This is a genomic window from Allocatelliglobosispora scoriae (assembly GCF_014204945.1).
GTDB classification, from domain to species: Bacteria; Actinomycetota; Actinomycetes; order Mycobacteriales; family Micromonosporaceae; genus Allocatelliglobosispora; species Allocatelliglobosispora scoriae.
Window position 1 is genome coordinate 464,581 of sequence record NZ_JACHMN010000002.1, and the last position, 16,732, is coordinate 481,312.

General features: G+C 70.5%; 10 protein-coding genes. 5 read left to right on the forward strand and 5 right to left on the reverse strand.

Translation table 11 applies throughout. The features are described from left to right. Positions 1-62 precede the first annotated feature (62 nt). On the forward strand, positions 63-1,451 hold the full coding sequence (locus F4553_RS08095) for a hypothetical protein (RefSeq protein WP_184834075.1): 1,389 nt from the start codon (positions 63-65) through the stop codon (positions 1,449-1,451). A gap of 78 nt (positions 1,452-1,529) precedes the next feature. Here the strand turns inward: F4553_RS08095 and F4553_RS08100 are convergent, their stop codons facing one another. Both F4553_RS08100 and F4553_RS08105 read right to left on the reverse strand, forming a co-directional pair. Beyond that, positions 1,530-2,258 carry a hypothetical protein gene (locus F4553_RS08100; protein WP_184834077.1) on the reverse strand — a complete coding sequence of 243 codons (729 nt, stop codon included), beginning with the start codon at positions 2,256-2,258 and terminating at the stop codon, positions 1,530-1,532. Between the two features lie 245 nt (positions 2,259-2,503). Further along, a complete protein-coding gene (locus F4553_RS08105) occupies positions 2,504-4,414 on the reverse strand; it encodes a toll/interleukin-1 receptor domain-containing protein (RefSeq protein WP_184834079.1) in 1,911 nt (636 codons plus the stop codon). Between the two features lie 158 nt (positions 4,415-4,572). Between F4553_RS08105 and F4553_RS08110 the strand changes: the two genes are divergently transcribed. Both F4553_RS08110 and F4553_RS08115 read left to right on the forward strand, forming a co-directional pair. Beyond that, a complete protein-coding gene (locus F4553_RS08110) occupies positions 4,573-7,563 on the forward strand; it encodes a glycoside hydrolase family 9 protein (RefSeq protein ID WP_184834081.1) in 2,991 nt (996 codons plus the stop codon). 130 nt (positions 7,564-7,693) lie between these two features. Next, complete coding sequence (locus F4553_RS08115; protein WP_184834083.1) at positions 7,694-8,113, forward strand: hypothetical protein; 420 nt, start codon at positions 7,694-7,696, stop codon at positions 8,111-8,113. Between the two features lie 7 nt (positions 8,114-8,120). Here the strand turns inward: F4553_RS08115 and F4553_RS08120 are convergent, their stop codons facing one another. The 3 genes from F4553_RS08120 to F4553_RS08130 all read right to left on the reverse strand — a co-directional run bounded on the left by F4553_RS08120 (position 8,121) and on the right by F4553_RS08130 (position 9,830). Beyond that, positions 8,121-8,633 (reverse strand): hypothetical protein, encoded by a 513-nt coding sequence (locus F4553_RS08120; RefSeq protein WP_184834085.1) that lies wholly within the window; start codon positions 8,631-8,633, stop codon positions 8,121-8,123. A gap of 189 nt (positions 8,634-8,822) precedes the next feature. Continuing rightward, the gene (locus tag F4553_RS08125) at positions 8,823-9,563 is read right to left on the reverse strand and encodes an ROK family protein (protein WP_184834087.1); all 741 of its coding nucleotides are present in this window, start codon (positions 9,561-9,563) and stop codon (positions 8,823-8,825) included. A 60-nt stretch (positions 9,564-9,623) separates the two neighbouring features. After that, the gene (locus F4553_RS08130) at positions 9,624-9,830 is read right to left on the reverse strand and encodes a hypothetical protein (protein WP_184834089.1); all 207 of its coding nucleotides are present in this window, start codon (positions 9,828-9,830) and stop codon (positions 9,624-9,626) included. Between the two features lie 115 nt (positions 9,831-9,945). Between F4553_RS08130 and F4553_RS08135 the strand changes: the two genes are divergently transcribed. Next, positions 9,946-13,161 (forward strand): AfsR/SARP family transcriptional regulator, encoded by a 3,216-nt coding sequence (locus F4553_RS08135; protein ID WP_184834091.1) that lies wholly within the window; start codon positions 9,946-9,948, stop codon positions 13,159-13,161. A gap of 120 nt (positions 13,162-13,281) precedes the next feature. Continuing rightward, on the forward strand, positions 13,282-16,713 hold the full coding sequence (locus F4553_RS08140) for a LamG domain-containing protein (RefSeq protein WP_184834092.1): 3,432 nt from the start codon (positions 13,282-13,284) through the stop codon (positions 16,711-16,713). Positions 16,714-16,732 lie beyond the last annotated feature (19 nt).

Below are 16,732 nucleotides of genomic sequence, written 5' to 3' on the forward strand. Positions count from 1 at the left end.
GGGCTCGACGGTGACCGAATAGGGTCCCCAACACCTGTCACACTCGACGAACGGGGATTTCGTTGCGCATCCTTCGTGGCCTGGTGGTGGGAGCCCTCGTGCTCGCGGCCACCCCACTCGCATCAGTGTCGGCGGCGTACGCCGCCGCACCCGGCTCCTCGCCGCTCCAGACGGCCGACATGCTCGACGCCAAAGGCACCTACTACTCGCTCTTCCCCCGCCGTGTGCTCGACACGCGGACCGGCACAGGCGCGCCGAAGGCGGTGGTGAAGCCCGGCGCCACGGTCCGCCTGCAGGTGGGAGGAGCCGGCGGTGTCCCCACGACCGGCGTCGCGGCGGTGGCGGTCAACCTGACGGTGGTCGGGCCGACCAGCGCCGGTTACCTGACCGTCTTCCCCACCGGCGCGGCCAGGCCCAACGCCTCCTCGATCAATTTCGCCAAGGGCGAGACGCGCGCCAACTCCGTCATCGTCGCACTCGGCACCGACGGCAAGATCGACATCTTCAACGCGGTCGGGTCGACCCACATCCTGATCGATGTCGCTGGCTATTACGCCGACGCCACCCCGCTGCCGGACGGCGCGGCCGTCGGCGGCCAGCTCCACCCCGTCACACCGCAGCGCCTGATCGACACGCGCACGTCGTGGCACTCGATGCTGCCCGCCGGAGCGGCGGCGCGGGTGCTGATCGACTACGGTCCGGAGATCACTCCGCACATCCGCGGGGTCGTCGTCAACGTCACCGCCGTCACGCCGACGGCCGACGGATACCTGCAGGCGTGGAGCGGCGACTGGGGCGAGCAACCCACCCACTCGACCCTCAACTTCCGCAAGGGCTCCGTCGTGCCCAACCAGGCCATCGTGGGCACGGTCCCCTGCCTCGTCCTGATCTGCGGTGAGCCCGTCCGCCAGCAAATCATGGTCTGGACCAGCGCCGACACCCACGTGCTGGTCGACATCGTCGCGATCATCGACGATGGCACCCTCCCGGACGGGCTGCGTTTCGAGCCGCGTACGCCGACGAGGATCGTCGACACCCGTACCGGGACCGGGCTGACCAAGGCACTCGGGCCGAACACCGCCGCGACGGTCAGCGTCCCGAACGCGTCGATCCCGGCGCAGACCAGGGCCATCGCGGTCAACGCGGCAGCCGTCGCACCCACCGCCGACACCTTCGTCACGCTCTGGCCGTGGTCGCCGGACGAAACCGGACGACCCGACGTCAGCAGCCTCAACGCAGCCCGCGGGACGACGGTCGCCAACGCGGCGATCACGCCGATCGGGCCGGGCACCGGCTCCCCGAGCAACGCGTTCAACGTCTACAACGCCACGGGGAACACCCACGTCCTGGTCGACCTCGTCGGCACGTTCTACCCCGGCACCGCGGCACCGGCCGCAACGGGTGCGGCGTACACCCTGATTCCGCATCCAGCGGTGCTGCAGCAGCGCTGAGATCGGGTGGTCGCGCCGGCAGGCGGCACCTGCCGGCACGACCGCCCGCGCTGGGGATGCGGCGTAGCCCGCCGCCCGCTACGCCTTCTGCCACACGATGACGTCGGCCATGAATCCGTCGTCGGTCAGCTTCACTATTTTGAGGAAGGAAGACCTGTTTCCTCTCGTGAAGAAGCAGAATGTCATTCCGGCCCTGGGCTCCTCGGCGACCGTAGAACCGCCCAATGCCTGAGTCGACGTCAGCAGAGCGCATTGGTCACGAGTGGGAACGGCATCGGATTCCCACAGTGCCGCCTCTGTCCCGGGGTTCGTGATCAGGGCTGTGCCGTAGAAGGACTGCCGAATGTCTCCGCCAGAGCTCCCGCTGCGGGGAGGCACCGAGTCCAGATCCATACCCGAACCGGTGATCCTCAGCGTTCCCTGCCACCGGACCGATGCGGCGGACCTGATCGGGGAAGGGCTGGCCGAGGCTGCCGGAGAATCCGGTGCGGAGCTTGTCGGAGAGTCCGGTGCCGGAACCGTGAGGCGCTCGTTCTCCCGACGCAGAGCGGCGTTGTCCTCCTCCAATCGGCTGACCCGTTCATTCAGGGCGTCCGCAGCCTCACCCTGTTTCGCGCTCTCGTCGGATCCGAAGAGGCCGAGTGCGGCTGACAGCAGGATGAAGACCGCGGCGATCACCGCGAGGACCGCCACGAACTTGCCGGCATGCCGCTCAAGCAGTGGTCTCGGGACCGGCACAGGCTGCCTCAACCCATGGAACGGCTCAGCCGGAACCGGCTGCCTCGACTCCTGGAATGACTCCGACATGGGGGTGACCTTTCCCGAGAAACGACGGAAACGGCGAGCCGCGCTCATCCCCAATAGGCGATGCGGATGCGCGCGACCCGCCAATCACGCTATTGCGCCCGCCATTCATCGCCGTCGCCCGCGCGGCCACTTCGTCGCCCTCAAGCGGTATGGCCGCCCAACAAAGGTGCACAAACGCCCGACGATCAATGGGGTTTTGCGATGACGCCCGGCCGGTACCCGGGTTCGGGAACGGAATTCGTCCGTCAGAGTATCGTTCCGCTGATGTAGAGGGCCGTCAGAGCGCCGAACGCCAGCGGGACGCTAAACCGCAGAAGTGTCGGCGCGACCGCGGGCAGCTGTCCCGCTCGCCGCCTCGGCCACTGGTCCGGCAGCCAGGCGGCGAGCCGCGGCGCGCTCCCGATGCCGTAGACGAACACCCCGGCGGCGAGCAGGCTCTCGAAGAGCAGCAGCCCCGATCCGGGCTCCTCGCTGCGCCACCCCAGCAACAGCCACGTTCCGGTGACGATCGCGCTGAAGAGGACGAGGGTACTCAGTCCGGTCAGGGTGATCCGCCGCGCACCGAGCCGCCGGGCACCCCACAGGAGCAGCGGGCAGAGGACGGCGGCGAGCCCGGCCCGGATCCGCAGCAGCTGGTCGGCGTCCGCGGCGGTCTCGTGGACGTAGTTGGGGTTGGCCACGTTGTAGCGGCGATCGGCCGGGTTGGGGACGGTCGGCATCACGCCGTGCTGGATGTTGCGCCACATCGACTCCGGCGCGACGACGCTGACCGAGAGGATCGCCGAGCTGCCCAGTACGGCGCCCATCGCGATCATGAAGGCGACGAGGAAGCGCACCGGGGTCGGCGCGGCGAACCGGTCGATCGCCCGGGGCGGCGACGACTGGACGGGCGCCGCCGAGCTCCGGAGCACGGCGGCCCGGCTGCGCAGCCGCTCGGTGTCGCCGTCGCGGAAGTCCAGCCACTGCACGAGCTGGAGCTCGTCGGCGTCGGCCGGTGGGCGTACGCTGCCGACGAGCACGGCCACCGACGGCCCGGACCGCAGCAGGCCGCGCGCCCACTCCCAGGAGGTCGCGCCGCTGATGACGACGACTCGCAGGTCAGGCTCGCCCTTGGCGTGGACCGACCAGACGGGGGCGAAGGCCTTCGTCACCTCTTCCGCGACGGGAGTGTCGCCGATGGCGTGGTAGACCGCGATCCGCTGGGACCGCCGGACCCGGGTGGTGGGCGGACGGGGGTTCCCGGCCGGTCGCAGGGCGCGGCGGCGCAGCCAGCCGGGAGCCTCGCCCGCGGGTATCCACCGGAAGACGGAGCGGGAGAAGCAGAGGCAGCCGACGGCGGCGAGGTTCATCAGGATGAGCAGCAGCGAGGCGAGGGCGAAGTAGACGTCGCCGCGCGAGGTCGCGTCGGTGAGCCGCAGGTTGCGGTCGAGGCTGCCGTGGTCGGCGGCCTCGACGACGGCGTTGATCAGGCCGCCCGCGAGCTGGTAGACGCTCAGCCCGGTGAGCAGCGCCGCGAGCAGCAGTCCGAACCGCACCCGCCGTCGCCGGAAGCGGTGCCGGATGACCCCGGCATAGGCGGCCAGTGCGATCGCGACGGCCGGTGCGGCGACCCCTCGCGCGGCCTCCCACCACTGCATGTGGTCCCAGCTCACCTCCTCGATGGCGAGGTCGATCGGGTAGAGCACGAGGTTGCCGACGATCGCGAGCAGGTTGACGGTGAGCGCGGCGAGGATGACCAGGATGGGTACGGGGTAGCGGATCCCCCGGCTGGAGGCGCGCGGGATCGGCTTCCCCCCGAGGAGGTTTCGACCGAAGGTCGCGGCGCGCTTCTCGAAGCGGCGGCGCAGGTCGACGACGCCGGCGAGACCACCGGGGAGATCGCACGCCTCGACCACCGCCGCGTGGACCGGCACCTGCGCCTCGATCGCACCGAGGAGCTCCTGGTGGACGTGGGGCGAGTTCAGCGAGTCGGACGAGGCGAGCAGGACCATGGCGTCGGCGGAGGTGATCGCCTCCTCGATGAGGTGCGCCCAGTCCATTCCGGGGACGAGCCGTTCGGCATCGAACCACACATCGATGCCCTGCGCTGTCAGGATCGCCGCGAGCTGCTCGGCTGCGGAGAACTGCTGGCGGGAGTAGGCCAGGAATACGCGCATCGTGCCATCGTAGTATCGATGGACAAGAGATCATGTAACACGCTCTTTACGAACGTGAAGCATGGCTTCTATGGTATGGGAGCGCTCCCGCGCTTCGCCGAGGCGCGGTGACGGACGCTCCCACCGTCACGCACCCCCGCCGCCCACTGAGGAATCCGATGTCACACCGTCCCCGACGGCTGATCACAGCCGTCTGCGCCGCCACGCTCGCGGCTGCCGGCCTGTTCGCCGGCCCACCCGCGCTCGCCGCCCCCGATCCCGGTTCCCCCGTCAAGGTCAATCAGGTCGCCTACGTGCCGGGGCTGGCGAAGGTCGCCACGCTCGTCAGCTCGTCGGGCAGCCCGGTCGCCTGGACCCTGAAGAACAGCTCCGGCACGACCGTCGCTTCCGGACAGACGACGGTGAGGGGCGCCGACACCCTCTCCGGCGACAACGTCCACCTCATCGACTTCACGTCCTACGACACCGCCGGGACCGGATACGTCCTCTCGGCCGGTGGCAGCAACTCCTACCCGTTCGACATCTCCGCCGACCCGGTCAAGCGCCTGCGCTACGACGCACTCGCGTTCTTCTACCACCAGCGCAGCGGCATCGCGATCGACGCGCAGTACGTCACCTCGACCTACGCACGGCCCGCCGGGCACCTCAACGTCTCCCCCAACCAGGGCGACAACAACGTGCCGTGCCGCACCTCCTGCGGTTACACCCTCGACGTGCGGGGCGGCTGGTACGACGCCGGCGACCAGGGCAAGTACGTCGTCAACGGCGGCATCGCCGCCTGGCAGCTGCTCAACATCTACGAGCGGGCGATCTCCGTCGCCGGTGCCGACGCGAGCGCGCTCGGCGACGGCAAGATGGCGATCCCGGAGCGCGCCAACGGCATCCCGGACGTGCTCGACGAGGCCCGCTGGGAGGTGGAGTTCCTGCTGAAGATGCAGGTCCCGGACGGCCGCACCAACGCCGGCCTCGTCCACCACAAGATCCACGACCAGAACTGGACCGGCCTGCCGACCCGGCCCAACCAGGACTCGCAGCCCCGCCTGCTCTCCCCCGTCAGCACCGCGGCGACCCTCAACCTCGCCGCCGTCGCAGCCCAGGCCGCACGCATCTTCCGCACGATCGACCCGACCTTCTCCGCCCGCGCGCTCGCCGCGGCCGAGAAGGCCTACGCCGCGGCCAAGGCCAACCCCAACCGGATCGCCGACCCCAACGACGGCACCGGCGGCGGCTCCTACAGCGACAGCACCCTCACCGACGAGTTCTACTGGGCGGCGGCGGAGCTCTACGTCACGACGGGCTCCGCGACCTACCGCACCGACGTCACCGGATCGTCCCTCTACAAGGGAGCCGGGTTCACCAAGGGCTACGACTGGGGCTGGACCGCCGGCCTCGGTGACACCACGATCGCGCTGGTCAGCAACGGGCTGCCCGCCGCCGACATCGCCGCGACCCGCACCGCGATGACCGGCTTCGCCGACCGGCTGCTCACCCAGGTCGCCACCCAGGGCTACCCGGCGCCGTTCGCGACGACCAACGCCGCCTACTACTGGGGCTCCAACGGGCAGGTCGCCAACAACGCCGACGTGCTGGCGCTCGCCTACGACTTCACCGGCCAGGAGAAGTACCGCACCGGGGTCTTCCAGACGCTGGACTACCTGCTCGGCCGCAACCCGCTCAACCAGTCCTACATCGCGGGCTACGGCGAGAAGGCCGTCCGCAACGTGCACCACCGCTTCTGGGCCAACCAGAACGACGGCTCGCTGCCGATCGCTCCGCCGGGCTCCTTCTCCGGCGGCCCCAACGCCGGACTCGACGACCCGATCGCCCAGGCCCAGCTCGCCGGCTGCAAGTCGCAGAAGTGCTTCATCGACGACATCGGCGCCTACTCGGTCAACGAGGTGGCGATCAACTGGAACTCCGGGCTCGCCTGGCTCGCGAGCTGGGCGGCGGAGAAGTCCGGCACGACCACTCCGCCCGACACGACCGCTCCCACCACGCCCGGCACGCCGACCGCGTCCGGCATCACCGCCACGTCGGCCACGCTGACCTGGGCGGCGTCGACCGACAACGTCGGCGTCGCCGGCTACGAGGTCGTCAACGCGAGCAACATCGTGGTCGGGACGAGCGCCACGACCTCGATCACGCTGACCGGCCTCAGCCCGTCGACGGCGTACGCGCTGCGCGTCCGCGCCAAGGACGCCGCCAGCAACACCTCCAGCGCGTCGGCTGCCGTCACCTTCACCACGGCAGCGAGCAGCGACACGTCACCGCCGACGACGCCCGGCACGCCGACGGCGTCCGGCATCACCGCCACCTCCGCGACACTGGCGTGGGCGGCGTCGACCGACAACGTCGCCGTGACCGGCTACGAGGTCATCAACGCGAGCAACGCCGTGGTCGCGACGAGCACCGCGACCTCGGTCGCACTCACCGGCCTCACCCCTTCGACGGGGTACGCGCTGCGCGTCCGCGCCAAGGACGCCGCCGGCAACACCTCCACCGCGTCGGCAGCCGTCACCTTCACCACGCCCGCCAACGGCGACACGTCGCCGCCGACCGCGCCCGGCACCCCGACCGCTTCGGGTGTCACGTCGACCGGGGTGACCCTGAGCTGGTCGGCGTCGACCGACAACGTCGGAGTCACCGGCTATGACGTGGTCCGGGTCAACGGTTCCACGGAGACGGTTCTCGCCGGCCCGACCGGCACGTCGACCGCTCTCACCGGGCTGACCGCGGCGACCGCCTATGTCTTCGCGGTCTACGCCAAGGACGCGGCGGGCAACCGGTCGACGCGGTCCGGGACGGTCAGCGTGACCACGTCGGGTACGAGCACCGGCACCTGCAAGGTGGTGAACACGGGCAACGACTGGGGCTCGGGGTTCACGGCCAACCTCACCATCACCAACACCGGCACCACGACGATCAACGGCTGGACGCTGAAGATCACCTACTCGGGCAACCAGACGCTGAGCAGCGGGTGGAGTGCCACGTGGAGCCAGTCCGGCCAGGTGGTCACCGGGACGAACCTGTCCTACAACGGAACGCTCGCACCTGGTGGCAGCACCAACGTCGGGTTCAACGCCAACTACTCGGGGACGAACGCGGCCCCCGCGTACACCCTGAACGGCGCGGCCTGCACGACGAGCTAGAGCCACACCCCTGACGGTCGCGCTGCTTCCCGGAAACCGGTCCTCCCCCGCACGCTGAAGGGGGCGTTTCCGGGAAGCAGCGCGATCATGGCATGCGGTGAGCACTCCGCACCCTCGTAGGATGGCTGCGATGGACCACGATGAACTCGTCGGATGCTGGTCGAGCGATCATGGGTACCACTCGGCCATGGAGGACGAGTGGCTGGTGTTCCGCGCCGACGGCACCGGCTGGTCGGCCTACCTGCGACCGTGGTTCACCCACGCGGTCCGGTTCCGCTGGTCACGCACCGGCCCGGCGGCGATCCGGGTCGAAGCCTTCCGGGAGACCGAGCTCGACGAGTCCGACGGCGACGTGGTCGAGCACACCGAACTGGACCTGACGGTCGCCATGCACTACGTCCTGGCACTCGGGTCCCGACCGCTGCTGGCGGAGCCGATCCCGCTGCTCGCCATCGCACTGCCTTTCCTGCAGCTCCGTGGCGAGCGCGCGCTGGAGAGCCGAGACGAGCCCGAGCGGGACTTCCTCCGGAGGGTCGGCCTGCAGCAGTAACCGACCCCTACAGCTGGTGGACCGCGAACAGCTGCTCGTCCTGGTGGCCGAACCCGGTCACCGCCTCGATGACCGACCACACGAAATCCTCGTCCGGCCCCCACGACGGCAGCGTGATCGTCGACTCGACAGGCAGCGGCTCGCCTGACTCGACCACCGGCTCACCGTCCGCGTAGACGACGGCCCGCGTCAGCGCTCCATCGTCGAAGACCTCGAATCCGTAGGTGGAGGAGACGCTGGCGAAGATCACGGTGAGTATCCGCGTACCGGCCGCGATACCGATGCGATCACCGGCTGCGGCTTGACCGATGCCCATCGCGTACCGCATCGACGGGTCCCAGACCTGGCTCCAGCCGCCGGTCTGGGCGGCGTAGAGCACATCGCCGCGCAGGCCCGAGGTGGCGGCGTCGGCAGTGACCAGTTCGCCGACCTGATCGGCGTGCTCATCGCCGACCAGCAGTGTCAGCGCCTGCTGCGGTGTGCGGTCGGCGACGAAGACGGCCGAGGTGTTCCAACCCATGGGGGCACTCCCTGTGTCTCAAGAATCTGCACGGCCGGACGTGGATCCGCTCGCAGCCCACCATGCCAGGAGGCGGTCGGCGAGCGCGTTCAGGTCGTGGAATGACGGATGATGAAGGCTGTCGCGCACTGGGGCTTCGACCACGAGCGCAGCGTGCCAGATCGCGGCGCCACTCGCGATTCGTTTCGCTCAGCCCCGCTCCCAGACGCGGTGCCCGCCGCGCATCCCGTCCAGGTTCGTCACCACGGTGACGTCCGAACCGAACCGGCTGACGTCGTCGGCCCCGAACAGGCGGGCGTTTCCGCCGCCCAGGAAGAGCCGGTCCCAGACGACCACCGGGCGCAACGCGTCGAGGACCCGTCCTACCCGCCGCACCCACCGCCTCGGGCCGATGCGGGACAGCGCACGGTCGCTGATGTAGTAGTCGTAGGTGGTGAAGCGGAACGGGGCTTGCGACATCTCCAGGTGGGGCATCAGCTCCCCGTTGTGGTAGATGGCGAATCCCAGACCGGTGCCGAGCGTGATCGTCAGTTCGAGGCCGTCGCCACGGGCGAACGCGGCGCCGTGCATGTCCGCGTCGTTCAGGGCCATCGTGGGCAGCTCCACGGCACGGCCGACCGCGGCCGCGACGTCGAACCGTCGCCAGGCCTGGACGAGCTGCGGGTCGGCGGCGGTCCCCGGCCCCTTGGGGTTGATGTAGTGCGGGGTGTTCAGCACGATCCCGTCCCGGACCATGCCGGGAAAGCCCACCGTGACCCGGTCCGCCGAGGGCAGCGTCCGCGCCACCTCCAGCAGCGTGCCGACCAGGCGTTCGGGCGGCAGCGGGTACGGCGTCGGGATCCGAACGGTCTGGAGGCTCGGCTCTGCGCGATCGCCGATGACTGCTGCCTTCAGGGCGGTCCCTCCACAGTCGAAGACCATGGTGCGCATGCCCCGATTCTCGGTGCGTGCCAACGGCGGGTCAAGGCGACACTCACGCTGCGCGGCAGCTCATCGACGGTGCGCGGCGTATTCGGTGAAGATCTCGTCGAGGGCGTGCCGTGCGGCGACGTCTTCCGCGTCGAATTCTCCCAGCGAGTAGGAGCAGGTCACGAGGGTCTTCCACAGTGACCAGCCGCGCCCGCGCCGCCAGGTGACCGGTCCACCCGGAAGCCTCCCGCCCGTCGGGGGTGAGCAGGGTCGATGCGATCGCGACATCTCATGTACGAGATGGCTCCTGACGGTGGTCGCGACTCACCTGAACCTTTCGGGACAGTCAGAGCGGGGCTGCGATTGCTACCGTATGCGCGGCCGACGCCACAGTGGGGGATCAATGGACTCGGACGTGTTCTTCGGTGTGTTAGGGCCGGTCGAGGTGACCATCGGCGGGCATGACGTCGCCATCGGCGGGCCCCGGGCCCGGGCCGTTCTGGCAGCGCTGCTCCTGGAGGCCAACCGGGTGGTCCCCGTGGACGCGGTGGTGACCGCGGCGTGGGGCAACGACCCGCCGGATGGAGCCCGCTTCCAGTCCCAGAACCGGGTATCCGCGCTACGCCGAGCCTTGCGCGACGCCGGTGGCGGCGATGTGATCGCCACCGCCGGTACGGGCTACATCCTGCGTATCGCGCCCGGTCAGCTCGACGCGGAGAGTTTCGCCGACGACATACGCCAGGCGCAACGCCTGATAGACACCGCTGATCCGGACGGTGCGGCGCACGCGTTGACCGGTGCCCTGCGCCGCTGGCGGGGGCCGGCCCTGCACGGCTTGACGACACCACGGCTGCTCGCCGCCGCGCAGCGGCTGGACGAGGCCCGGCTTACCGCACGGGAGCTGCTGATCGATGTCGAGCTTCAGCGCAGCCGCCATCATGAGATCGTCGGAGAGCTGCTCGACCTCGCCAACGCCCATCCGTGGCGGGAGAAGCTGATCGCCCGGCTTGTCCTCGCCCTCTACCGCTCCGGACGTCGGCGGGAGGCCTTGGAGGCGTACGAGCGGACCCAGCGGCTGCTCGTCGAGGAGCTCGGCGTCGACCCGGGCCAGGAGCTGGTGCGGCTGCGCGACCAGGTGCTTCGCGATGATCCCTCGCTCCTCGTCGTACGGCCCGCCGCGCCGAGCGGCGCCGGCCCGGTGGCCGGGGGCGCCGCCGTCACCGGTGGCGGTGACCCTGCCCCAGCACCCGGCGGCGTGCACCTCATCCCCCGCTCGGTGCCGCACTTCATCGGCCGCGGGTACGCGCTGAACACACTCGACGCCCTCACGAGCAGTCCCGACACCGTCGCGGTGTGCACAATCATCGGACCGCCGGGGGTCGGCAAGACGGCGCTGGCCGTGCACTGGGCGCATCAGTCGGCTGCGTTCCCCGACGGGCGCCTGTTCGTCAACCTGCGCGGCTACGGCCCGACGGCGCCGCTGCGCCCGGCTGAAGGGCTGGCGGTCCTTCTCGCCGGGCTCGGCACGCCGCCCGACCGCATTCCGCGCGACGAGGCGGCGGCCGTCGCCCGGTACCGTTCGCTGCTGGCCGACCGCCGCGTCCTCGTGGTGCTCGACGACGCGTCCGACGCCGACCAGGTACGGCCGCTGCTGCCGCCAAGCCCGGGGTCAGCCGTAATCGTGACCAGCCGCGGCCGCTTGACGGGGCTGACCGCGATGGAGGGTGCACGGCCGATGACGCTGCCGGTCCTGGCCGAGGACGACGCCGTCGAGCTGCTGGTCAGGCTCATCGGCGTCGACCGGGCCGGAGCCGAGCGGTCCGCTGTGGTCGAGCTGGCCCGCGTCTGCGGCCGACTGCCGATCGCGCTGCGCATCGCCGCGGCCCAGATCGGCGAGCAGCCCGATACGGAGATCGCCGTGTTCGTCGCCGACCTCCGCGCGGCCGGACCGCTGCAGAGCCTGACCATCGTCGGCGACCAGTCCGCAGCACTGCGGCCCGCCCTCGCCCGCTCCTACGCCCGCCTCGATCCACCGTCCGCCCGGCTGTTCCAACTGCTCGCCACTGTGCCGATCGCAGACTTCGCCACCGCGTCGGCGGCGGCCCTGCTCGGCGAGACACCTGGGCGGACCGCTCAGCTGCTGGAACGGCTCGCCGCCGCGTGCCTCGTCGAGCGGCGCGAGCCCGACCGGTTCGGGCTGCACGACCTGGTGCGGCACTACGCCATCGAGGTCGCCGACGGTGCCGCGCCCGGAGCTGAGCCGGCCGAGGACACCGAGCGGGCGGACGCCGTCCGCCGTCTATTCGAGTATCTGGTCGACCGGGCCGAATCGGCGATTCACGCCGCGTTCCCCAACACGACCCGGCTGGTGGCGCGCAACGGTTCCGGTGGCTTCCACGACGGCGCCGCCGCGTTGGCATGGCTCGACGTCGAGCTGCCCGGCCTGCTCGCCGTCGCGGCCGAGGCCGAGTCGGTGGAGGCGCCGGAGCTGGTGTGGCGGCTCGCCGACGCGGTGCGGTTCTACCTGTGGGCTCGTCATGACTACGAGCACTGGCGCGAGATCGCCGCCACCGCGCTGCGGGTCGCCACGGACGCCGGAGACCCGCGAGGTGAGGGCGCGTCGGCGATGTCGCTGGGGATGGCCGAGCTGAACGCCAGCCACTATCAGCAGGCCGTGGATTACCTGCGCCAGGCCCACCAGGTGGGCCAGTCGATCGGCTGGCGGGAGGTGCAGGCGGCGGCGCTGGGCAACCTCGGTGTGGCATACAGCGAGTTGGGCCGGATGGCTCTCGCGGTCGAGTCCTACCGGCGGGCGCTGGTGGTCAACGACGAGCTCGGCCGGACCACGGGCCGGGTCAACAACCTCGGCAACCTGGGCCTGCTGCAGCTGCGGACGGGCCAGTTCCGGTCGGCCGCCGAACACCTCGCCGAGGCGGTGGCGATCCTGCGCGGCCTCGGTCCCACCCCGGCATACGCGGTGTTCAAGCACGGGCTCGGCCAGGCCGCCCGGTTCCTGGGCGAGTGGGACGAGGCCGGCACGCACCTCGGCGAGGCGCTCGATGACGCGCGGGCGGTCGACGACATCGAGACCGAGACCCTCATTCTCGGCGAGGTCGCCCTGCTCCACCGGGACCTGGGCCGCTTGGAGCTCGCACACGAGGCCGCCCAGGCCGCGCAGCGTTTGTCGGCGAATGTGGATGATCCTGACTTCCGGGCCATGGCGTTGCTGGCCTCCGCCGCCGTCGCCGCCGCCGCGAGCGACTACGAACGAGCCGAACCGCAGGTAGCCGAGGCACAGCGGATCGCGGTCGCCTCCGACAACACCTATGTGTGGACGATCGCCGGAGTGCTGGGGGCCGATATCAGCCTCCATCGCGGTGCGGCCGCAGCGGCCCGGCGGCAGGCGCAGGCCGCTCGTGAGCGAGCCGGCCAGGTCGGGCTGCGGGACTTGGAAGGACTCGCGTTGGCTGTGCTCGCCGCCGCGGCGCTGGCCGCCGAGGACCACGACGCGGCGCGGACACTGGCCGAGCAGGCAGTCGACATCCACCGGGAGACCGGTCATGTGCTGGCGGAACAACGGGCCACCGCGGTCGCCGAACGCGCGGTGACGGCCCGCTAGCCGCGAAGTTCCCGGCGACGCCGGGCTACGCCGTTCCAACCTATGATCAACAGATGGGCCGCTGGTAACAGCGTTCCCCACCATGTGCACATGTTGACGGGGTCCTCTCTGCTTCGCTCTGTGCTGCCGCTTGCCCTTGTGCTGGCGGCCGGACCGCTCCAGGTCCTTCCCTCCCCCATCGCGCCGGCTGCGCCGCAGGTCCGCGCCGTAAGCCAGTCCGGGACGAACTGCTCGACCACGGCCGAGACGGAGCTGGTCGCCAAGCGAGTCGCGGCGGCTTGCGACCATCGGGTGGAGGTGACTGCCCAGCGGACCGAGACGACCCTCGTCTACGCCAACCCCAACGGCACCATGACCGCCGAGGCAGCGCTCAAACCGCAGCGGGTACGCCGACCAGACGGATCGTGGGTGCCGACCGATGCCACGCTGACGCGGGCGTCCGACGGCGCGGTCATACCCGTCGCTTCCTTCCTGCCGATCAGGTTCTCCGGCGGCGGGACCGGCCCGCTGGCCCGGATCAGCAAGGGCGACAAGGAACTCAGCATCACGTGGTCGGGTGGACCGCTGCCCGCGCCCCGGTTGGACGGCGCCAGCGCGATCTACCCGAACGTGTTCCCCGATGTGGACCTGCGGGTGACCGCCGACGTGGACGCCTTCTCCGAGATCCTGGTGGTGAAGACCCGCAAGGCTGCGGCGAATCCGGCCGTCCGCCGGGTACGGTTTGCCACCGCCACGAAGGGGATCACCCTGGCGACCGACCCGCGTACCGGTGCCCTGGTCGCCAAGGCCGGATCGAACGTCGTGTTCAGCGGCGCGACCCCGATGATGTGGGACTCCACCGCCGCCGTCGCCACCGTGGCGGAATCGCGGACCGCGAATCGGCCGCCGGAACAGGTCACCTCGTCCGCCGAGGGCGGTGCCGCAGCGGATCGGCACGGGCTGCCCGACCGGCGCAGCGCGATGCGTACCGAGCTGGCCGCGGGCCGCCTCACCGTGCTCGCGGACACGGCTCTGCTGGACGACCCGGCGACCGTGTACCCGGTCATGATCGACCCTTCCGTCGCCGGTGGAGCGTTCCACTGGGCCATGCTGTGGAAGGAGTACGGCAACACCAGCTACTACGACGTCGGCTGCGTCAACTGCAACAGCCAGGAGGAGCAGTCCGGGCTGATCCGCGTCGGCTACCAGAACTTCTCCGGAGTGTCGACGATCCGGTCGTTCTTCGAAATGGACACCCGCTCGATCGTCGGCAAGCAGGTGCTGGCCGCACGGTTCTCGATGACCCAGTCCTGGTCGGGCAGCTACTGCGGCGGCCCCAGCTACCCGACGCTGCTCTACGCGACCGACCCCCTCTATTCGGGCATCACCTGGAACAGCGCCTGGAACATGAACTACTACGGCGCGATGGGTGCCAACTCCGAGACGCGCTTCTACAACAGCGGAAGCTGCCCGCAGGGCCGCGTCGAGTGGAACGCCTGGGACTCCGCCGCCTATGCCGCCTCGACCGGACTGGGCTCGATGACCATGGCACTCGTCGCCGAGCAGGAGTGGGACCGCAACTCGTGGCGCCGCTACCAGCTCGACCCCTTCCTGTCGGTCGACTACAACAGCTACCCCGGTACCCCCGACGACCTGCGCACCGCATCGACCGCACAGGAGACCGGCGCGGCGTGCGTGACCGGCTCCGGCCGGCCCTACGTGCGCAGCCTGACGCCCGTGCTGAAGGCCCACGTCACCGACCCCGACAGCGACGTGCTGCGGGCGACCGCGACCCTGCGGGTGTGGAATCCCGCGACCGGTGCCTTCGTCGCCGACAGCACCATCGAGGCGAGCAACGCCCCCGCCAACAGCGTCGCGCAGTTCACCACGCGGACGCTGACCAACGGCAGCACCTACTCCTGGCACGTGCAGACCAACGACACCCACGCTGACAGCCCCGCCACGGCGGAGTGCGAGTTCACCGTCGACACCACCCGGCCGGCCGCACCGCAGACGATCAGCTCCACCGCCTACCCGGCGGACGGCTCGTTCCACGGCGGTGTCGGGCGGACCGGCTCGTTCACGATCACCCCCGGAACCGGGGACTCGGCGGACCTGGCGGCCTACGTATGGGCGCTGACCCCGCTGACGACTCCGCCCACCGACGGCACCCGCACGATCTCGCCGCTGGCCGCCGACCATTCGGCGACGCTGCTGCTCACCCCGACAATCGGCGGCCTCAACACGCTGCGCGTGTGGTCGGTGGACAAGGCCGGCAACATCACCACCACCGCCGCCCCGAAGGAATACCAGTTCCTCGTCGGCGACCCGACCGAACCCGACGGCTCCTGGACCGGCGGTGACGCGGCCGGTGCCGCCCAGCTCGCCGACGATGCCGGGTCGCATCCGGCCGCCGCGACCGGGGTCGTCTTCGGCGTACCCGGACGGTTGTTGGAAGGGCCGACCGCGGCCCGCTTCAACGGGACGAGCAGCCAGGCCGTCACGACGGGACCGGTGATCGACACCAGCGGCAGCTTCAGCATCGCGGCCTGGGTACGCCCGACCGCAGCCGGCGGAAACAGGGGCGTGGTGAGCATCGACGGGCTGCACACCTCCGTGATCAGGCTCGGCAGCACAGGCACCACGTGGTGGGTCAAGGGCGCCAACGCCGACGTCGCCTCGCCACTGCTGTCCGGCCCCACGAACGGCACGGTCCGGCTCAACACCTGGACCCACCTGGCCGCGACCTACGACGCCTCGACGGCCATGCTCACCCTCTACGTCAATGGCGAAGCAGGCGGGTCGACCAGCTGGTACCCGCCCGCGGCCGCCACCGGATCGCTCGCCGTCGGGCGGGCCAAGACCGCCGACGCAGCCGCCGAATACTTCGCCGGTGACCTCGCCGAGGTACGCGTCTGGGACCGGAAGCTGCAGGCGGCCGAGGTCGGCGCCTCCGTGGCCACGCTGGTGGGCTCGTGGAGCCTCGACGGCAACGGATCCGACGACCTCGGCCTGCACGACACGAGCGCGGGACCCGGCGTCACGTGGGGACCGGACCGGTTCGGCACGCCCGGCTCGGCGGTGGTCCTCTCCAACGCCGCCGGGTCCTATCTCACCGCCTCGGGTCCGGTGATCCGCACCGATCAGTCGTTCACCGTGTCCTTCTGGGCCTACCTGCCATCGCCGCAGAACGCCCCGGCGGCGTTCTCCGTCGCCGGCAACCGCTTCTCGGCGTTCGAGCTCTTCACCACCAGCAGCGGCCGCTGGTACTTCACGAGGTACGCCGCCGACCAGGACAATCCGACGAGCTCGTCGATGTGGGCGACCGGGCCGATCGGGCAGTGGACCCATGTCGTGGCCGTCTACAACGCCACAGCCGCCAAATCCTCCCTGTACATCAACGGCGTCCGCACCTCCGCGACATCCACGCTCGCCGGCTGGGCCTCGTCGCTGCCACTCATGATCGGCACCTCCACCGTCAACGGATCGCGGCTCGGCAACTTCCCCGGATCGATCGACGACGTCCAGGTCTACCAGGGCGCCATGCCCCCCAGCCAGGCCGCCGCTCTCTGAGCCGAGCCTCCTTCCCGCT